Origin of the sequence: Gardnerella sp. KA00771, from assembly GCF_049244045.1 — a bacterium.
In the GTDB taxonomy this organism is placed as follows: domain Bacteria; phylum Actinomycetota; class Actinomycetes; order Actinomycetales; family Bifidobacteriaceae; genus Bifidobacterium; species Bifidobacterium swidsinskii.
Window position 1 is genome coordinate 701,700 of sequence record NZ_CP058368.1, and the last position, 21,254, is coordinate 722,953.

The following is a 21,254-nucleotide window of genomic DNA, read 5'->3' on the forward strand; positions in this document are numbered from 1 at the left end:
TCATGCCAATGGTAGATATTGACTGGCTCAAAGATCATGTTGAAGTGCCAGAAGGTTTAACTTACGAACAGCTTGCTAAAGATTTAGTTCGTGTTGGTTTAGAGGAAGAAGAAATTCATACTTCTCAAGTTACCGGTCCAATTGTTGTCGGTTACGTAGTTGATGCAACTCCTGAACCGCAGAAAAATGGCAAAACTATTAATTGGTGCCATGTTGATGTTGGAGATAAATACAACGATGTTGACGAGAACGGCAAGAAAGTTCCTCGTGGCATTGTTTGCGGTGCTCCTAATATGGCTGCTGGTGAAAAGGTTGTTGTAACTCTTCCTGGTGCTGTTCTGCCTGGAGATTTTAAGATTGAGCCGCGTAAGACTTACGGTCATATTTCTGACGGTATGTGTGCTTCAGAGCGTGAGCTTGGTTTGGGAGATAGCCACAATGGCATTATTTTGTTGCGTGAATATGGCTTCTCTAAGGCTGAATATGATGAGTTGAAGCCTGGCGACGATGTAATGGAGTTGTTGCATCTTAATAAGCCGATTTTGGAGATTAACATAACGCCTGATCGTGGATATGCTTTCTCTTATCGTGGTGTTGCTCGTGAATATCATCATTCAACTGGTGCTGTTTATACGGATCCTGTTTCAAAGTTGAATGAGCAGGTATCGCAAATTAATGATGAAGGTCACAAGACTTCAGATATTGACGTGAGTATTGAAGATACTAATCCAATTCATGGTGTACCTGGTTGTGATCGATATTATGCGCGTGCTGTACACGGTTTTGACTCCACTTGTGCAAGCCCACGTTGGATGCAGCGTCGTTTAACGCGTGCAGGTATGCGCAGTATCTCTCTTGCTGTTGATATCACTAATTATGTCATGCTTGATTTGGGTCAACCTCTTCATGCTTATGATTTAGACAAAATTGAAGGTCCAATTGTAGTTCGTCGTGCACATGAGGGCGAACATCTTACGACTTTGGATGGCAAAGATCATGAATTGCATGTTGAGGATTTAGTTATTTGCGATTCTCCTCGTGGAAACCATGGTTCACGCGTGCTTGGCTTGGCAGGTGTTATGGGCGGCATGTATGGCGAAGTTACGAGTGAAACGAAAAATATTTTGATTGAGGCAGCTCACTTTGATCCCGTTTCAATTGCTCGTACTGCTCGTCGACATAAGATTCCTTCTGAGGCTTCTCGTCGTTTTGAGCGTGGCGTTGATACCCAATTGCAGCCAGCAGCTGCACAAATGGCTGCAAATCTTTTGGAACAGTTTGGTGGAGCTAAGCCATCTACATCGCCGTGTGATGTCAATAATACTCAGTCGCGAAATGTGATTGTGTTTAAAGCTAATGAAGTGCAGCGAGTTGCCGGTTTGGATGTTGATTTGAATCGCATTAGCGATATTCTTACCGATATTGGTTGCTCTGTTGCTGGTGGTGGCAATGGATCCTTCTCCGTTCTTCCTCCAACTTGGCGTCCTGATTTGAATGAGCCTTGCGATTTAGTAGAGGAAATTGCTCGACTTGTTGGATATGATGAGATTCCTGTTAAGGTTCCTGCTGTTCCTGTTACTGGTCGAACTGGCTTAACTGCGCAACAGCAAACTAGACGAGCTATTGCTTATGAGTTAGCGGAAACTGGTTTTGTTGAATCTTTAAGCTATCCATTTGTTGGTGAGGAAGATATTAAAGCTTTCCGTCAAAATGTGGATGAAGTTGCTGAAGTAAGTGTTCGTATTGCTAATCCTTTAGCTGGAGACAGGCCTTGGCTTCGTCGTTCTGTTTTGATGACTTTGGCTGGTACTGTTCGACGCAATCTTCATCGTGGTTTAACAGATATTTCCATGTATGAGCTTGGTCATGTGTACTTTAGTGATCCAAATGCTCCTGCAATTCCTGCATTACCTGGTTCTGTTAGACCTTCTAATGCTGAGCTTGCTGCGTTGGATGCTGGATTACCGGAACAACCTTTGCATGTTGCTGCTTTGCTAACTGGTCATGCTGAAGAAACTGGTTGGCTTGGTACTCATAGAGATGTTGATTGGAGCGATGCTGTTGAAGCACTCCAGCGAGTTGGTAAGAGAATTGGTGTTAAGTTCATTCTCGAACAGTTTAAAGCTCAAGATGCTCCATCTTCTTGGCATCCTGGTCGTAGTGCTCAAGTTTGTGTTCTTGCTGAAGATGGTTCAAGCGTCAATCTCGGTGTTGTTGGCGAATTGCATCCACATGTTTGTGAAGCGCTAGATTTACCTAAGCATTCTGCAGCATTCGAGCTTGATTTAACTGAATTGTTTAAGAATATGATTATGAAGCCTGTTCAAGCTAAACCAATTTCGACTTTCCCTCCTGTAAAGCAAGATTTCGCTTTCACTGCACCAATTGAGTTGAAAGCGAATGAATTGCAGTCTGCTATTGAAAAGTCTGCTGGAGATTTGCTTGAATCTGTTGAGTTGTTCGATGTGTATGAGGGTGAGCAGCTTGGAGAAGGTTTGCGTTCTCTTGCTTATTCCGTAACGTTCCGAGCAAATGATAGAACACTTTCTGGCGAAGAGATGGAAGAAGTTCGTAAGAAGATTACGGATGCTGCTGAAGTCTTGCACGCAACTTTGCGAGTGTAAAATATAATATATTTTAGTTAATGCGATTGTGCATACGTTCTAATAGTAGTATGCATAATCGCATTTATTGTATTATTAACTCTTTTTCTTTTTATGTAAAGTAACATCTATTTTTTAAATAAAATATAGCATTTTCATGCATAATAGATATGTGTGACGAAGAACACATAAATAATTTTTTTATGCATGTAGATATGTATACATATATTCGTATATATTTAATTGAAAATATGTTTATGAAAGGTTTTGATAAAATTATGATGAATCCAGAAACGGATGCAGAATCAAATAACGAAGTGTCAATAAAACAGCAACGTCCTGCAACAAAAGCAGCGCGTTTAAACGCTATTGAACAAGCGTTACTGGCAGAAGTGATTACTTCTCAATCTCAACTCGCTAAAGTGTTGGCGCGTCATGGTTTTAATGTTACTCAAGCTACTTTGAGCCGAGATTTAGATGAGTTAAATGCCGTTAAAATTCGATTGACGGATGGCAGGATTGCGTATGTGCTTGGCGATGGTACTGGCAATCGTCATGCTATGGATACTGTGCGAATTGATCAGCAAGTTGCTCGCACTTTAGCAGGTCTTGTCACTGAAGTTGGACATGCAAATAATATTGTTGTTATTCACACTCCATCAGGCGCTGCACAATATGTTGCAAGTGTTATAGATCGTCAGCCTTTGAAAGGTATTTTAGGATCAGTTGCTGGAGATGATACAGTTATTATGGTTTGCGTTTCAAATGAAGAAGCTGAAAATCGAGCAAATTGGATGCTTTCAGTAGCTTCTCGTTAAACAATTTATTAAAAAATATTGTGGCTATTTAATTAAATATTGTATTAAAAAATAATTTTGCAGTAACGAAAAGATTTATACGCGTGCAGTGCATTGTTGAGCTGCGCGCGTTTTTACATGTATAACTATAATTGATATATTTTTTATATTTTATAATAACTCTTCGAAGATGATAAAAATATAATAATTTTTTGGCGCATCTGTTGATTTTATTTTAGATGTATAATATGCTCTTTATTGTTTATTTATTCAATACATGACCTGGGAGGTCACAATGACTAATAAAAAACGTATTGTCTTGGCGTATTCAGGTGGCCTCGATACTTCGGTAGCAATTCCATACCTTAAAGAGCAAACAGGTCAAGACGTTGTAGCTGTGTCGCTAAATGTTGGTCAAGGCGGTGAAGCGCTTGAAGTAATTAAGAATCGTGCTTTGGCTTGTGGTGCAGTTGAAGCATATGTTGTCGATGCTCGCGAAGAATTCGCAGATAACTATTGCATGCTTGCATTAAAAGCTAACGCAATGTATGAAGACGTGTATCCATTGGTTTCTGCTCTTTCTAGGCCTTTGATTACTCGCCACTTAGTGAATGCAGCTCATCAATTTGATGCAGACACAATTGCGCATGGTTGCACCGGCAAAGGAAACGATCAGGTTCGTTTTGAAGTTGCAATCCAATCTTTGGATCCAGAATTAAAAGCTATTAGCCCAATTCGAGACTTGTCACTTACTCGTGATGTTGAAATAGAATTCGCTAATGAGCACAAGCTTCCAATTGAACAAAGCAAGAAAAGCCCATATTCGATTGACCAAAACGTGTGGGGTCGTGCAATTGAAACCGGTTTCCTAGAAGATCCATGGAATGCTCCGACTGAAGAGTGCTATTCTTATACGCAAAATCCTCTTGAATCTCAAGAACCGGATGAAGTTAGAATTACTTTTGAAAAAGGTATTCCAGTCGCAATTGACGGTCATAGTGTAACGCCTTTGCAAGCAATTGAAGAAATGAATGCAAGAGCTGGAGCGCAAGGAATTGGACGAATCGATATTATTGAAGATCGTCTTGTAGGAATTAAATCTCGTGAATTGTACGAAGTTCCAGGTGCTCAAGCTTTAATTGTTGCACACCAAGAGCTTGAAAATTGCTGCCTGGAGCGTGAGCAGCATAGGTTAAAGCGTGCTCTTGATAAAAAGTGGGCTGAATTTGTCTATGATGGTCAGTGGTTCTCTCCAGTTGTGCGTTCTCTTAACGCATTTATTAATGAAACTCAAGAGCATGTTTCTGGAGAGATTCGAATGACTATGTATGCTGGCAAAGCTGTAGTTACTGGACGTCGTTCTGAGGAATCATTGTATGACTTTAATTTAGCAACGTATGATTCTTCAGATACATTTGATCAGCGTGCTTCCAATGGATTCATTGAAATCTACGGATTGTCTAGCAAGGTTGCAGCAGCAAGAGATATGCGCGTTGCAAACAACAACTAATACGATATATATATAAAAAGATATAAAGGTAATAAACTATGCACGATGCAACAAAAGTAGCAGCCGCAGAACTAGAAAATAATGAAAGTAATAATACTAATCACCCTATTGCATTGTGGGGTGGACGATTTAGTTCAGGTCCTTCAGCAGAGCTGGCGAAACTAAGCAAGTCCACACAATTTGATTGGCGATTAGCGGATGATGATATTGCTGGTTCTAGAGCTCATGCGCATGCGTTGCATCGTGCAGGTCTTCTTAACGAAAAAGAGTATGCTGATTTATCTTGTGCATTAGATGAATTGCAAAAGCGTGTAGATGATGAAACTTTTGCACCCATTGAGGAAGATGAAGATGAAGCTACAGCATTAGAGCGCGGTTTACTTGAAATTGCTGGAAATGAGCTTGGTGGAAAGCTTCGTGCAGGTCGATCTAGGAATGATCAAATTGCAGCTTTAATACGTATGTTTTTGCGTAGGCATGCGCGCGTTATTGCATCATTATTGTTGTCAGTTTGCCAAGCGTTGCTGAATCAATCAAAAAATGCAAAAGACGCAGTGATGCCGGGTCGCACTCACATGCAACATGCTCAACCAATTTTGCTTGCGCATCAGTTAATGGCACATGTTTGGCCGCTTTTACGAGATGTAAATCGCTTCATAGATTGGGATTTGCGTGCAGATGAAAGCCCTTATGGAGCAGGAGCTTTGGCAGGCAATACTCTTGGTCTTAATCCAGAAGAAGTAGCTAAAGAGCTTGGTTTTTCTAAAGTTTGCGCTAATTCTATAGACGCAACTGCAAGTAGAGACTTAGTCGCAGAATTTTCATTCATCGCAGCAATGATTGGCGTTGATATATCACGATTAAGTGAAGAAATTATTATTTGGAATACTCAAGAATTTGCATTTGTTCGTTTAGATGATGCTTATTCAACTGGCTCATCGATTATGCCTCAAAAAAAGAATCCAGATATTGCTGAACTTGCTCGCGGTAAAGCTGGTAGATTAATAGGCGATTTAACTGGTTTAATGGCAACTCTTAAAGGTCTTCCTACTGCTTATGCTCGCGATTTGCAAGAAGATAAAGAAGCTGTTTTTGATCAAATTGACACTTTAGAAGTGCTTCTTCCAGCTTTTGCTGGAATGGTAGAAACTATGAAATTTGATTTAAATAGACTTTATGAACAGTCTTCTACTGGTTTCGCTCTTGCTACAGATATTGCAGAATGGCTTGTAAAAAAGGGTGTTCCATTCCGTAATGCTCATACTTTATCTGGTTTGTGTGTAAAGCGAGCTGAGGAAATTGGGGGAGATCTTGCTGATTTAAGCGATGATGATTTTTCAAATATTCTAAGCGGTTTTGTTGATAGCGCAGAAATTGCGAATATTAGAACAATATTGTCTAGTGCTGGATCTGTATCTGCCAGATGCGGTCGTGGTGGTACAGCCTTCGTGCGAGTTAAAGAGCAAATTGTAGAGACTGAAAACGCAATGGATAATTATTATAAATTTGCAAATTCGAAAAGTGATGGCTCTGCTTATATCTCGCCTATAAAATAATTTTAAAATTAGATTATTAGCTGTCACGTTATAGTGCCAAATATTGTACTTTATGATATTTGGCACTTTTTTATTATGCGTGTCGTCATGTGCTGCAAAAATTGAAAGGCTTGTGGACGCGCAAAGCGCCCGATATTTATCGGTATTCTGTATTAAGGAGATACGAATGGCTCAGGTCAGGAACTACAAGGAAGCAGGTTTTGCTTCTTTGTTTGAAGAGCTTAAGTGGCGTGGATTAATTTCACAATCTACTGATGAGCAGCAGCTTGCTCAAGCGCTTGACGGAGAACCATTAACGTATTATTGCGGTTACGATCCTACTGCTGCTTCATTGCATATTGGTAATCTTGTACAGCTTATTAATATGCGTCACTTGCAGGCTGCAGGTCATCATCCTATTGCTTTAGTTGGTGGTGCCACTGGTTTGATTGGTGACCCTCGTCAAAGCGGAGAACGCACTCTTAATTCTAAGGATATTGTGGCTGGCTGGGCTGAACGTTTGCGTAAGCAGATTGGCAGAATTTTGCCTCTTGATGGTGAAAATCCTGTTCGTTTTGTCAGCAATTACGACTGGGTTTCTAAGATGTCTGCTATCGACTTCTTGCGTGATGTTGGTAAGAATTTCCGTGTTGGCACAATGCTTTCTAAGGATATTGTGGCTCGTCGCTTAAATTCCGATGAAGGTATTTCTTTTGCTGAGTTTAGCTATCAAGTTTTGCAAGGCAACGACTTCTTGTACTTGTTTGATAATTACAACGTAACTTTGCAACTTGGCGGTTCGGATCAGTGGGGTAATCTCACTTCCGGCATGGATTTGATTCGTAAGGTTCGTGGCACATCCGTAAACGTGTTTACTAGCCCGATTATTACAGATAATCAAGGTCGTAAGTTTGGTAAGTCAGAAGGTAATGCCATGTGGCTTGATCCTTCTATGCTTAGCCCTTATCGCTTCTACCAGTTCTGGTTCAATCAGCCTGATGATGAAGTTGTTAAGTTGCTTAAGGTGTTCACTTTCTTGCCAAAAGATGAAATTGAGCGTTTAGCTCAGCAAATTCAGGATGATCCTGGAAGTCGTGAAGCTCAGCGCGTGCTTGCGTGGGAAGTTACAAGTTTCGTTCACGGTGAAGATTTAACAAACCAGGCTATTGAAGCTTCTTCCGCTTTGTTTGGACGTGGTGATCTTTGCAATATTGATGAGCAGACTCTTGAAGCTGCTTTAGATGGCGTTAAGGTTAAGGCTGAAGACGGTAGTTTAGATTTCGCTAAGGCTAAAGTTGCAGATCGTGTTGTTGAGGCTGCAGTTGCCGCTGGTCTGTTCCGCACTGTTTCTGAAGCTCGTCGTGCTATTGAAGCAGGCGGTTTGTATCTGAATAATGAACGTGTAAGTGGTGTCGACGATGTGTTAAGTGAGGGCTCTTTCTTGCACGGTCGTTTCGCTTTGCTTCGCCGTGGCAAGAAAGCTATCGGTGCCGTAGAGCGCGCTTAATAAATGTTTGTGATTTATTAAAAATACATCTGTTGTAAGCTTGCTGCTTGATGTATGCTATAGCTTGCTTCAGCAGATGTTTAGTTGTTTTATGAATATAATTAAAATGTGATTTTGTAATAAAATTGCACATAGATGAGAGGTATGCCAGAATGGGCGAAGAACGCGAACACTCGCGGAGTGGTAAGAAATCTTTTGGTGAACGTGGTGGATTTGGTCATCGCAATGGTGGTAAAAGTAGCGAGCGTCGCGGTGGTTTCCATAAGGATGGTTTCCATAAAGGCGGTTTTAAGAAGGGTGGTTTCCGCCGTAATGATGATGACCGTGAAGAGAGCTTCCACTCTGGCGTAAAGCGTGATGGTGATCGTCGTTTTAACCGTCATGACGATCGTAAAGATGACCGTCGCGGTGGTTTTAAGAAGAATGGTTTTAAGAAGGACGGATTCCGCTCAGAGAATCGCGATAATGATCGTCGCTTTGATCGTAACCGTCATTTTGATCGTATAGATGATTGTCGCGATGACCGTCGCTCTAGAGATTTTGAACATTCTGGTGAAGAAGGTGGCAACCCACGCTACAAGAAGTTTGATGGTGAACATCGTTTTAATCATCGTGACGATCGCAGGGATAATCGTCGTGAGAACCATAGCAATGGCGATTTCCATAAAGATTTCCATAAAGGCTCTAAGGGTGGCTTCCGTGATGACCGCAGAGACGATCGTCGCGATGAGCGCAGAGATAATGAGCGTCGTTTTGATCGTCGTGACGATCGCAGAGATAATCGTAGCACAAATTCGCGTAGTAACTTCCGCTTTGAAGATGGTCCACGCCGCAATTCTGACGGAACTGTTTCTTATCCATCTCAAAATCCTTATACAGCACGTCGCCCTGGTGAACCTAAGATGCCAAAAGGTTTGGAATGGGCAATGCTTTCTAAAGAAGATCGCGAGCGTTTGCGCGGTCTTTCAAAGGAGCATGCTGAAAATATTGGTCTTCATATTCTTGCAGCTTATACTTTGCAAGAAGAAAATCCTGAACTTGCATTAGAACATGCAAAGTGGGCTGCTAAGCAAGCTTCTCGTATTGATTTTGCTCGCGAAACTTTAGCTTTTGTGGCCTATCGTCAGGGCGATTACAAGCTTGCTTCTAAGGAATTCCGCACTGCAATGCGAATGAATGGTTACCTTGATTATTTGCCATTTATTGCCGATTGCGAGCGCGGTATGGGAAATCTAGATAAGGCTTTAGAAATTTGCATGTCAGATGAAGCAAAAACCTTAAGGGGAGAAGTAAAAGCCGAAATGTTCCTCGTTTATGCAGGTGTTTTGGCTGATACTGGTCATGCTGATAAGGCTATTGAATTGGTTCATGCAATGGGTCGTTCAAAGGGTCTTCCTGGGGAGTATCGTATGCGTGCAGTTCAAGCAGAACAATACTTCTTGGAAGAAGCCGGGCGTAGTGACGAAGCAATTGAATTAGAGTCTTTGCTTGATAAGCTTGAGCAACAGTATGCTGATGTTGATGACGAAGATATAAATCCTGATGATATTGTTATCGACTATGATTTAGAGCATTTGAATGATGACATGATGGATGAAATTGGCATGAGTGAAGATGATGCTCAATTTGCTCCTGATGAAGAATCTGATGAATATGCTGATGAAGAATCTGAAGCAACTGAAGATTCTGAAGATTTAGAAGACTCAGAAGAGACAAGTAACTCTGAGAATGCGGATAATACGGATACAATCGAGATGAGTGCTGTTCACGCTGACGAAGAGTAGTTCGTAACATTTGAATATTTGCGCCCGGCTGCTTTTAAGTAAGCCGGGCACTTGCTGCTTTGAGAGTTGATATTTATAAAATATATTTGAAAAATTTGAATCTAAATTAAGTGCAGTGTTTAGCAAACTTAAATGAGGTATAGTATGCAAGTTGAAACGAAAAAGAATTTTTCTTCATGTAATCGTCCGTTAAGCGATGCATTTCGTTTAGCACTGCTTGATTTAGATGGTGTTGTATATCGTGGTGGAAATGCTGTTGAATATGCGTCTGATTCCATTTTGTTTGCGCAAAAAAATGGAATGGCAATTGAATACACAACTAATAATTCTTCGCGTTTCCAATCTGTTGTTGCAAAACAACTGGAAAGTTTTGGCTTAAAAGTAGAACCATGGCAGATTATAACGTCTTCTGTTGTTGCAGCAAGGATGGTAGCTCGCAATGTTGAGAAAGGATCCAAAGTTCTTGTTCTCGGCGCTGAACATTTGCGTCAAGAAGTGCAACGCGTAGGATTACAACTCGTAGATTCGTGCGAAGATAATCCTAAAGCTGTTATTCAAGGCTGGTATCCTCAAATGACTTGGCAAGAAATGGCGGAAGTTTCTTTCGCTGTTGAGCATGGTGCAAAATATTTCGTTACTAACCGCGACTTAACTATTCCAAGAGAGCATGGTATTGCTCCTGGATGCGGTTCCATGATTCAAGCTGTTATTAATGCTACGGGTGTAGAGCCTATTTCGTCTGCTGGAAAACCAGAATCTGCAATGTATGATGAAGCAAGGTTTTTGGTTGCTGCTAATGCTAAGCATGATGATTCTGAATGTGAAGAATACACTGAAAAAGACGAGTATGGGAATCCTGTAATTAGTATTGAACATTCATTAGCAGTTGGAGATCGTTTAGATACTGATATTGAGGCTGGAACAAGAGGAGGCTATGCTTCATTACTTGTTCTTACTGGAGTTACAGATCCTCGCATGCTTATGCTTGCGCCAAAACATTTGCGTCCAAGTTTTGTTTCTAAAGACTTGCGAGGATTAAACGAATCTCATAACGCTCCTGAACGCGTTAACGGTAGTACTTTTACTTGTGAAGATGCTATAGCAAGAGTTGTGAATAATAATATTATTGAAGTTAATAACACTAACGATTGCAATGCTTTAAGAGCTGCTTGCGCGCTGGCATGGAGCTTGCAAGATTGCGGTGAAAATATGGAAAATTATACTCTTCCGGAGTTTTCCTTATGACTTTGAATGAGGATTTAAGTAAACTTTCAAATAGCAATATTTCACAACGCTTAGATTGCGCTTTGGTTAATCGTGGTTTAGCAGAAAGTAGGACAACTGCTCAACGTTTAATTCGTGCTGGCGTAGTGAGTGTTGACAATCGAAATATTACGAAATCCTCATTTTTAGTAAACAATTCACATACAATAACAATCGACGAATCAAAAAATACGCAATCTTGTATTAGATACGTTTCTCGTGGAGCACTTAAGTTAGAAGGTGCTTTCGAAGCGTTTTCTAAAAATGGTTTAACTACTTCCAAATCAACTAAAGCTCTAGATATAGGTGCATCAACGGGTGGTTTTTGCGACGTTCTTTTGCAAAGAGGTGTTCATTCTGTAATAGCTTTAGATGTTGGTCATGGTCAATTGCATCCAAAAATAGCTAACAATTCACATGTAATTGAAATGAGTGGCGTAAATATTCGAGATGTGTACGAAGAGAACTTGCCATATAAGCCAAATCTTATAGTTTCGGATGTTTCTTTTATTTCTCTAACGTTTGTTATTCCAGTAATTTCTAGAATAGCTCAATTGCATGCAGATATTGTGCTTTTAGTTAAGCCGCAATTTGAAGTAGGAAAAGGAAACCTTGGAAAAGGTGGAATAGTAACTGACGAGACTTTAAGAATTAAAGCTTTAGAAACAATAAAAAGTTGTGCAAATCAAAACGGTCTAAAGGTTATCTCCTCTTGCGAATCTCCTATTGAAGGAACGCATGGCAATACGGAGTATCTTCTTTATGCGCGTTACGAGAAGTAAGTTAATTATTGAATGTTTAGCATTTTTCAATATGTATCCTAACAATTACAATAGTAGTAGTTGTGTTTAAACAGTACGAAGGGGCTGTATATGCAGGAACATTTCGATACTAATTCCGCTTCGTCGGCTCGTCGTGCTCTTGTAGTTACTCACGCTAGAATCGATGTTCATAGTGATGTGGTAAATCAAGTCAAGACTCAACTTATTAAAGCTGGATTCGTTGTTGACGTATTCAACAGTGCTTCTGTGTCTGATTTTGCTAAAAAAACTACTCGTATAGTTGATGAAAATACGGAAATAGTTGTGGTGCTTGGGGGAGATGGCACCATGCTTCAGGCTGCTGAGTTAGTGCATTGTACTACTGTTCCAATTATCGGCATAAATCTTGGTCATGTTGGTTTTTTGGCAGAATTTGAAAGTTTTCAAATTAATGATGCTATTCGTAGGATTGCAAACAAGGATTACACTATTGACAGGAGAATGGAAGCTCATGTAGATGTGTGGCTTCCTGGCGAAAGTAAGCCTTTAAGTGATTGGGCGTTGAACGATATAACTCTTGATCGCGAAGACAGAGGTCGAATGGTAGAACTTTCAATACGAGTAGACGATGTTGAAATGTCATCTTTTGGTTGCGATGGTGTAATAGTTTCAACTCCTACTGGTTCCACAGCTTACGCATTTTCAGCAGGTGGATCAATCATGTGGCCAAATGTAGAAGCGTTACAACTAGTGCCATTAGCTGCTCATGCTCTTTTTGCGCGTCCTCTAATTATTGGTGCCGGTTCTACTTTTACTATTGATATTCTTAATGAATCGTCTTCTGGAGGTTGGATTTGTTGCGATGGTAGAAGACAGCGCGCTCTTCCTCAAGGGTCAAGGATTCAAGTTCGTCAATCAAAAGATGACCTATTATTAGCTAGACTTTCTGGTGCTCCTTTTACGAAGCGTTTAGTTACAAAATTTGATTTGCCAATAGTTGGATGGCGTGAGCACAATAATAATTCTTTAAACTGAATTATTTAAGTAGAAAATAATATTAAATATAGCATTTATAAAACGAGGTACAGCGTGCTTGAAGAGTTAGAAATACGTAATCTTGGGCCAATTTCACATGCGCTTATTACTCCTTCGTCTCACATGACAGCTATTACGGGCGAAACAGGCGCTGGAAAGTCAATGCTTTTAAGTGCTATCAAGCTTATTTCTGGATCCAAAGCAGAAGTTGCAAGGATTTCACCAAACGCTAAAGAAGCATGGGTTCAAGGCATATTTAGTATTCCTAAAACAAGTGAATTAGTAGATGCTGTTGGAAAATCCGGTATTGAATTAGAGCCTTCAGAAAATGACGAAAATAAATCAGATATGTATGTTTCTAGAACAGTACCACAAGAAGGTCGTTCAAGAGCAACAATTTCTGGTTTCGCAGTACCAAAAACAGTTCTTGAACAAGTATGCTCACGATTGATAGTTATTCATGGACAAAGTGACCAATTACGTATAGCAACAAATTCAAAACAACGCGAATTGCTTGATACTGTATCTAAAAATAGTGAATTACTTAAGCAATACGCATGTGCGTATCAAGCGTGGAAAGATGCTAAAGAAACATGTAATCGACTAGAAAATCAAGCGTCTTCTTCGCGACAACGTGCAGATTACCTTAGAGAATCGTTAGCGAGAATACGAGATGTGAATCCGCTGCCTAATGAAGATAAGGAATTGCGTGCAAAAAGAGAAAGAATTGAGAATTCTGCTCAAATTGTTAAAGCAGTGAGCATTGCGCTCGCATCCCTTGATTCCAGTCAAATAGATTATGGTGCTTCAGAATCATCTGAAGATGCTTGTTTTCTTGTAGATAAAGCTTCTCAAGCATTACGAAATATTCGTGTAGATGATTCTTTCAATTCTATTGCAAATCAACTTGACGATATTCATGCTCAACTTGACGATATTGTAATGCAGCTTGCTCAACAGTTGGATATCGATGTAAGTGAAAAAGATTTAGATGATTTAAATTCTCGTATTCATGATCTTACTGATTTAACTCGTAGGTGGGGTCCAACATTAGATGACGTACTTGATTGGTCCGAAAAAGCTCAGTTTGAACTTGAAGATTTAGATGATTCTCCTGAAGCTATTGCCAAAGCGCGTGCTAAGTGTGCTCAACGATATGATGATGCTCTTAAACTTGCTGAAGAATTATATAAAACTCGTTTAAATGCAGCTCATGATTTTGGCACTTTAGTTAGTGAAGAATTACATTCTTTGGCTATGCCAGGTGCTCAATTAATTATCAGTGTAAATAGGCGTTGCGAAGATTTATCTGGTTCTATTCCGCTTGATTCTAACGGATGTGATGATGTAGAGTTTTTGTTCCGACCATTTCCTGCTTCTTCAGATTTGCCGATGAGCAAAAGTGCTTCTGGTGGTGAATTAAGTAGGCTTATGCTTGCAATTGAGCTTGTTGTTGCGAAGTTGACAGATTGCGACGAAGAAAATATGACATTTGTTTTCGACGAAGTAGATTCTGGTGTTGGTGGTGTTGCGGCAGTAGAACTCGGTAAACGTTTGGCTCAACTTTCTCAACATGCTCAAGTTATTGTTGTTACTCATTTAGCTCAGGTTGCTTCTTTTGCAGATGCACAATTTGCAGTACAAAAAAATCTTGTTGAGAATAGTGAGAATAGTTCTTCTGCTATAGTTGCGGATACTTCTGTTATTGAGCTTAATGATTTGATGCGTGAGCAAGAGATTGCTAGGATGCTTGATGGAAGTGAATCAAAAACTTCATTAGAACATGCTCGTGAGCTATTGAGTGCAAGTAGGAAGATCATTGATGGATTTACAAAATAATTCGTCTATTGTTGCAGCGATTTTTGATTTTGACGGCACATTACTTGATTCTTTAAGCGTTTGGGATGATATTGATCGAGTAAGTTTTGCGAAACGTGGTATGAACGTTCCTTCAATCTTTGCGAATACGACTGCAACAATGAATCCTAGACAAATTGCAGAATATGTTATTAAAAATTACGGATTTACTGATGCTCCTGAAGATTTGATGAAGGAGTGGTCAGATATGGCTTTTGACGCTTATGCTAATCATCTTCCGCTAAGAAAAGGCGCGTATGAATATGTGTATTATTTGCGTTCTAATGGTATAAAGCTTTTTCTTGTTACAACTCTTTCTAAACGCTTGTGTATTCCAGCTTTAAAAAGAGTTGGCATTTTTAATTGTTTTGATTTTATTCATTTTGGAGAAGATTTATCTGAAAAAGGTAAGCATAGTCCTAAAACGTATATCGATATTGCTAATCAACTTAAAGTAGATCCAGCTAAATGTGTAGTTTTTGAAGATTCTGCTACAGCTTTATGTTCAGCTCAGCAAACTGGTATGCAAACATGTGGGGTAGTTGATAATTCAAACGTAAAAATTGATTTAGATTCGTCGTTTAATAAATGCTTAGCAGTATTTTCTGATTTTTCTTTCGCTCCAAGAATCAGCGATATAAGTTGAAAATATGCTATTGGTTGAGTTGATGAGGTTTCACATACCCCGGGTTTTGTCGCATACACAAGTGCATGCGGATGGCCATCCATCTCGATTTGACGTTACCGCCAAACTCTAGCAGTCTACCCGAAGACTTGAGCGAGCAGCTCTAAAGCGTCTTCTGCTTGACCTTGCTCCCAATGAGGCTTGCCATGCGGCTTACTGTTACCAGAAGTCCGGTGGTCTCTTACACCGCCGTTTCACCCTTACCCGAACGAAACGTTCAGGCGGTCTATTCTCTGTTGCGCTATCTCTCAGGTCGCCCTGGGCGGACGTTATCCGCCATTGTGCTCTGTGGAGCCCGGAAGTTCCTCAGCCACTCCGAATGAACATTGTGACCGCGGCCATCGTGAAACCTCAACCTTCCCAATTATAGCAGATGATATTAATATCGTAAAAAATTCGTTATTTTATAAGAAATTCCGTAATAAAAGGAGTGTTCAGTAAGGGATTAAAAGAAAACCGACTGAAAGCCTTTAAGCGGGAACATAAGAAATAACGACCATACATGAGTAGAAATACTCTGTATGGTCGTTTTATTATTCTCAAGTAACGAAATGGTATGGGAGATTTTTTTAGAACAAACCTTGTATTTTAGCTTGTATTACCCCTGCAGTAACGCCGGCACCTGTATTGATTAAAAAGTCTTTTAGTCCGACCAATGCTGATTTTAAAATATGCGGTTTCTTCTCTTCTTCAATTTTTAATTTGATGTCAGCTAATAATTCTGTTGCTGTTTCTATATCCTCTTTTGATAAATCAGATTCACTAATACTTTTTTCAACGGCATCAACTACATCCTTAACTTTATCATAGGAAAATGTAACTGTATTCTCACTTCCAGACACTATCTGTACATTATCGGATGGTGAATTGATCACACTTGTATTTCCGTAATAATTATTCACGGTTTGTGGCATGTTCACTGCGGATTCTTTTTCAGTCTTAGAGAAAACCATATTTTCCCCTACAATACCTTCCGATTCTAATTTCAATGTCCATTCTAAAATAGTATTTTTTACTTTTTCTTCAATGTCTTTAACTGCAGTTGTAGGTATATGTAATGCATACATCATTGGAAGCAGCGAATCAGCCATTTTATCAAACAATGCAAGTTGTTCGCCTGAAAAATCTAAAGTTAATACATTTCCTGAGGACTGACATAAAGAAATGATTTCAGAAATTGAATTTACTAACTTTCTTTCACAAATCTTTTTTTCGACTTCATTATCCTGTATTGAGGTTGGAATCCAACCGCGATAAGGATTGAAAGTTTTTAAACTTCCACGAACCTTTCTATACTCAGGGCAAGATTCTTGGTCAGGATAACCATTTAATTCGTGTTTAATCCATTGATCAAAATCATTAAGCTTTAATTTTGATGCAATCAAATGTGCTTTGCGTAATATATTAACAACATCGCAATTTGATGACACAATTTCATTCTGTAATTCTAAAACAATACTTCCCATGTTATTCACCATCTTTCTTTCTGCCATATGGGGCACTATTCTCAGCAAACATCATAGTTCTTCACATAGAAGCAATAAGGAAAAGGAATAACCTAACTTTCTGAAGTTGTTTCAGAATGCTCCTCAAAATTTTCTACCTGCTCCATAACCTTTGTGAACACTTCAGGACTATACTGTGGCGGATAGCCGTTCTTAACCAAACAAATCTTTATCTTCAATTTTAACTGATTACGCACATTCTGATTGTTGAGCCAGTCTACAAATGAAGACTCGGTATCTATTATTTCCTTAACTTTTTTAGCAAGTGTCTTGCATTTATCGTTTACCACAACACCGTTAACTTCTTTGTCAATGCCATATTCAAACTTATATTGGTCACGAAGAGCAATCAAAATATCATAGAATGCCTTTTCTTCAAAGGTTAATCCTATTTTACGGAAACTCTCACGATTTTCGTTCATCTGACGAAGTATCACTAAAGCTTGTTCAGTTGCAGCCTTAATAATATCTTCTGAGGCAGCTTCCTGTGTTGCCCCGGCTTCTTCAGCAGTAAGGTGCTTACGTCTTTCATGGTACTCATCAATAGTCTTTTCAATCATTTCTTGGAAAGATTTCGCTGCTAATTGGTTGACCCTGCCATATTCCTTTATTTGCTTACGGAGCATTTTGATAAGTAATTCTAACTTTGTAGCAGGCATTTCTACATCTGATAATTTTTCAAAATATTCAGGAGAGAAGATATCTTCTTCCTCGCCACTTTCAAGAACACTTTCTACCTTATTGTATTTTAATGCCTCTTCAACCATCTTTGATACCACAAGATTCATAGTTTCAGCATCAACATCGCTGGTTCCGCTCATTTTACGAACGAAACCTGCTATAGCCATAAAGCACTGTGCAAGCGCAGATTCTTCTTCGCCCAGATTCCCAGAAGGTTGGCAAATATCAAAAGCACTTCTCATTCTCTTAACAGACTTTAAGAAATATGTCTTAAACGAGACCTGATTAGTTTTTCCGTTTCCTTCTGTCTGCAAGACCTGTGCTGATGTAAAGACATACTCAGCGGCTTTGGAAAGTAATTTATATCTTTCAACAGGGTCACATTTCGGATTAAGGAATGGCGCTAAGTCATAATCTGTAAACAGTGCTTTAAGTATTTCAAGCTCCTCCCTGAATGCAGAGGTAGCCTGCTCAACATCATCCGATGTGGGAGCAACTGATGTATCACCACCGTAAACCTTCATGGCCTCACGCATATTATCGCGAATGCCAATATAGTCGATAACCATACCATATTCTTTGCCGGGATATTTTCTGTTTACACGACTGATAGTTTGAATCAGCAAGTGCTTCTTCAAAGGCTTATCGTTATATAAATATGTAAGTGACGGAACATCAAATCCCGTAATCCACATATCAACTACGATAACAATATGGAAATTAGACCTTTCCTGTTTAAAGGCTGCATCCAGTTCTTCGCAACGTTTATCATTTTTAACGCCACCAAGATAGTTATACATCTCAGCTTCATCATTACTTCCAACACTCGATACCATAGCCATAAATGGCATAGGCTTTAATTCTTTAAGTTCTTCATCTGTTGCAGTAACTCCGTCAGGAGTTTTCTTTTCTTCAAACCATTCCGGATATTTATCCTTGAATTTCAAAAGAAGTGAATATGCAATTTTTCTGCTAGAGCAGACAATCATTGCTTTCTGAATTCTATCTGGGTCACTATCACAAGATGAAATATAATGGTCATGAATATCTATAGCAAGCCTCTCCAAGCGAGAAGGCTCGCCAAGGATAACTTCCATAGAACTCATTGCACGTTTACTGGCTTCAATATCATCATACGTTGCACCATCATCGTCGCACTTTTTATAGTAATTTTCAATTTCTTTAGCTTTGGTCTTATCAAGTAACACCTTGGCAATACGAGGATGATACTTAATAGAAACAGTTAGTCCATCTGCGACCGCCTGATCCATAGTGTATCTATCAATTTCCTGACCAAAGGTCTGATATGTTTCGGCAATAGGAGTTCCTGTGAAACCTACAAACGTAGCATGTTGAGGCGGTAAGTTTGCTAGTCAAGGAGTAAAACGACGAAGATTAGCATTTACTTCCGCCCATGCGATAGCTGTCCGTGATTGACAAGTGCTAGCACGCAGACAGAACGGAGATAGCGAACCGCTGAGTGTGTCGCTCTGCTCGTAAAAGCTTAGAAACCTTTGAACGAAAGGGATAATGAAAGCCTTGATTGCAAGGCTTTTTGCTTTATGGTGGGTAAGTATCAGAGTGAGAAAATTTTTGGAATGAGTAGAAGTGATAGCTAGAAATTATCAGTTTCTATTTCCATTTACCCTGTGGGTACGTGTTTGTTTCCATTGACAAGGAGTTTGTGGGAATAGAAATGTACCCACCTTGTTTGAATCAAGTGAAGTGTAGTTGAAGGAAATCTGTTGAAAGCAATACTTCATTTTACCGAATAAGTAATAATTTAGGCAACTTCAAATCGATTAAAAAAAAACTATTTTAAAGGTTAAGAGTAGACAAAAATTGTCCACTCTTTTTTGCAAACTCAATTTATCAATAAATGAAATGAGGGAATGTAAAATGAAATATTTTGAGGTTGAGTTAGAAAATCCTGATGAATTTTTAAAACTACAAACAGAAGATTTTGTGAAAGCTAATCGCTTGCTACTAAGGAAGATAATCCAGAGCGTTACAGTCTATGAAGAAAACTTCGTCATATCCTTTAAATCTGGCATCGAATTGGAAGTATGAGTCTCATTCCATAACTTTTATATTGAACATATCATCTTGTTGTGTTATACTATAAATTGATATAAACAAAGATGTAGGAGGAACCGAAACTATGACAGCCTCAATGCGTTTAAGATAAGCTGGCAATAAAAAAAGCAGAATCTATACCCGATGATAGGCTTTTTTGTTGTGCTTATTTATACGATATTGAGCATTCATTAGTTACGGTGAGGATATTGGTTATTTAACTATACCTTTATTTAACTATGTCTTTAATATGAATGTTTCCAAATTGTATGTATGCAGACCAAAAGCCACATTGTGGGGTTTGGCCTGCATTTTTTATTGCCTAGAATGCTATTCAAAATAGAAATTCAAGCAAAATAATATGCAGGAGATAATATAAATGGAAAAATACAACAATTGGAAACGAAAATTTTATGCAATATGGGCAGGGCAAGCAGTATCATTAATCACTAGTGCCATCCTGCAAATGGCGATTATTTTTTACCTTACAGAAAAAACAGGATCTGCGATGGTCTTGTCTATGGCTTCATTAGTAGGTTTTTTACCCTATGCGATTTTGGGACCTGCCATTGGTGTGCTAGTGGATCGTCATGATAGGAAGAAGATAATGATTGGTGCCGATTTAATTATCGCAGCAGCTGGTGCAGTGCTTGCTATTGTTGCATTCTGTATGGAGCTACCTGTCTGGATGATTATGATAGTATTGTTTATCCGTAGCATTGGAACAGCTTTTCATACCCCAGCACTCAATGCGGTTACACCACTTTTAGTACCAGAAGAACAGCTAACGAAATGCGCAGGCTATAGTCAGTCTTTGCAGTCTATAAGCTATATTGTTAGTCCGGCAGTTGCAGCACTCTTATACTCCGTTTGGGATTTAAATGCTATTATTGCCATCGACGTATTGGGTGCTGTGATTGCATCTATTACGGTAGCAATTGTACGTATACCTAAGCTGGGTAATCAAGTGCAAAGTTTAGAACCAAATTTCATAAGGGAGATGAAAGAAGGAGTTGTGGTTCTGAGACAAAACAAAGGATTGTTTGCCTTATTACTCTTAGGAACACTATATACTTTTGTTTATATGCCAATCAATGCACTATTTCCTTTAATAAGCATGGAACACTTTAATGGAACGCCTGTGCATATTTCTATTACGGAAATTTCCTTTGCATTTGGGATGCTAGCAGGAGGCTTATTATTAGGAAGATTAGGGGGCTTCGAAAAGCATGTATTACTAATAACAAGTTCATTTTTTATAATGGGGACCAGTTTAGCCGTTTCGGGAATACTTCCTCCAAATGGATTTGTAATATTCGTAGTTTGCTGTGCAATAATGGGGCTTTCGGTGCCATTTTATAGCGGTGTGCAAACAGCTCTTTTTCAGGAGAAAATTAAGCCTGAATATTTAGGACGTGTATTTTCTTTGATCGGAAGTATCATGTCACTTGCTATGCCAATTGGGTTAATTCTTTCTGGATTCTTTGCTGATAAAATCGGTGTAAATCATTGGTTTTTACTATCAGGTATTTTAATTATTGGCATTGCTATAGTTTGCCAAATGATAACTGAGGTTAGAAAATTAGATTTAAAATAAACAATATTGGAGGAATATTTATGTATCTTATTTTCATGTAACTCTTCCTGCTAAAATC

At 39.1% G+C, this 21,254-nt stretch carries 15 protein-coding genes and 1 other RNA gene; 13 read left to right on the forward strand and 3 right to left on the reverse strand.

The genetic code is table 11. The features are described 5' to 3' along the window. Positions 1–2: 2 nt before the first annotated feature. From pheT to HXT57_RS03080, 11 genes are all read left to right on the forward strand, one after another. On the forward strand, positions 3–2,624 hold the full coding sequence (gene pheT / locus HXT57_RS03030) for a phenylalanine--tRNA ligase subunit beta (RefSeq protein WP_004111426.1): 2,622 nt from the start codon (positions 3–5) through the stop codon (positions 2,622–2,624). A gap of 257 nt (positions 2,625–2,881) precedes the next feature. Continuing rightward, positions 2,882–3,421, forward strand: coding sequence for an arginine repressor (locus tag HXT57_RS03035; protein ID WP_032842537.1), 540 nt, complete (start codon positions 2,882–2,884; stop codon positions 3,419–3,421). A gap of 274 nt (positions 3,422–3,695) precedes the next feature. Beyond that, positions 3,696–4,910 carry an argininosuccinate synthase gene (locus tag HXT57_RS03040; RefSeq protein ID WP_119504397.1) on the forward strand — a complete coding sequence of 405 codons (1,215 nt, stop codon included), beginning with the start codon at positions 3,696–3,698 and terminating at the stop codon, positions 4,908–4,910. A 38-nt stretch (positions 4,911–4,948) separates the two neighbouring features. After that, entirely contained in the window at positions 4,949–6,466 is a 1,518-nt protein-coding gene (argH, locus tag HXT57_RS03045) for an argininosuccinate lyase (protein ID WP_102155228.1), read from the forward strand. Positions 6,467–6,632: 166 nt separating this feature from the next. Beyond that, complete coding sequence (tyrS, locus tag HXT57_RS03050) at positions 6,633–7,952, forward strand: tyrosine--tRNA ligase (RefSeq protein ID WP_076002805.1); 1,320 nt, start codon at positions 6,633–6,635, stop codon at positions 7,950–7,952. A 152-nt stretch (positions 7,953–8,104) separates the two neighbouring features. Then, positions 8,105–9,736 (forward strand): hypothetical protein, encoded by a 1,632-nt coding sequence (locus tag HXT57_RS03055; RefSeq protein WP_012914104.1) that lies wholly within the window; start codon positions 8,105–8,107, stop codon positions 9,734–9,736. A 144-nt stretch (positions 9,737–9,880) separates the two neighbouring features. After that, a complete protein-coding gene (locus tag HXT57_RS03060) occupies positions 9,881–10,981 on the forward strand; it encodes an HAD-IIA family hydrolase (protein WP_012914105.1) in 1,101 nt (366 codons plus the stop codon). Further along, complete coding sequence (locus tag HXT57_RS03065) at positions 10,978–11,781, forward strand: TlyA family RNA methyltransferase (protein WP_012914106.1); 804 nt, start codon at positions 10,978–10,980, stop codon at positions 11,779–11,781. Before HXT57_RS03060 ends, HXT57_RS03065 begins: the two co-directional genes overlap by 4 nt. Before the next feature lie 90 nt (positions 11,782–11,871). Then, on the forward strand, positions 11,872–12,795 hold the full coding sequence (locus tag HXT57_RS03070; RefSeq protein WP_012914107.1) for an NAD kinase: 924 nt from the start codon (positions 11,872–11,874) through the stop codon (positions 12,793–12,795). Positions 12,796–12,849: 54 nt separating this feature from the next. Continuing rightward, complete coding sequence (gene recN / locus HXT57_RS03075; protein ID WP_012914108.1) at positions 12,850–14,634, forward strand: DNA repair protein RecN; 1,785 nt, start codon at positions 12,850–12,852, stop codon at positions 14,632–14,634. After that, a complete protein-coding gene (locus HXT57_RS03080; RefSeq protein ID WP_421783712.1) occupies positions 14,618–15,298 on the forward strand; it encodes an HAD family hydrolase in 681 nt (226 codons plus the stop codon). The genes recN and HXT57_RS03080 overlap by 17 nt, the downstream gene beginning before the upstream one ends. Positions 15,299–15,317: 19 nt before the next feature. On the opposite strand, the gene rnpB is transcribed toward HXT57_RS03080, so the two are convergent. From rnpB to HXT57_RS03095, 3 genes are all read right to left on the reverse strand, one after another. After that, positions 15,318–15,691: RNase P RNA component class A (rnpB, locus tag HXT57_RS03085), an RNA gene on the reverse strand. A 215-nt stretch (positions 15,692–15,906) separates the two neighbouring features. Further along, entirely contained in the window at positions 15,907–16,830 is a 924-nt protein-coding gene (locus HXT57_RS03090) for an ABC transporter substrate-binding protein (RefSeq protein ID WP_415705298.1), read from the reverse strand. Positions 16,831–16,895: 65 nt separating this feature from the next. Beyond that, positions 16,896–18,842 carry a type I restriction enzyme endonuclease domain-containing protein gene (locus HXT57_RS03095; RefSeq protein WP_421783745.1) on the reverse strand — a complete coding sequence of 649 codons (1,947 nt, stop codon included), beginning with the start codon at positions 18,840–18,842 and terminating at the stop codon, positions 16,896–16,898. 580 nt (positions 18,843–19,422) lie between these two features. Here HXT57_RS03095 and HXT57_RS03100 point away from each other — a divergent pair. Next, positions 19,423–19,593: a hypothetical protein gene (locus HXT57_RS03100; protein ID WP_000873143.1), complete on the forward strand. Its 171-nt coding sequence runs from the start codon at positions 19,423–19,425 to the stop codon at positions 19,591–19,593. 385 nt (positions 19,594–19,978) lie between these two features. Continuing rightward, positions 19,979–21,196, forward strand: a complete 1,218-nt coding sequence (mef(A), locus tag HXT57_RS03105) for a macrolide efflux MFS transporter Mef(A) (protein WP_000417519.1) — start codon at positions 19,979–19,981, stop codon at positions 21,194–21,196. Positions 21,197–21,254 lie beyond the last annotated feature (58 nt).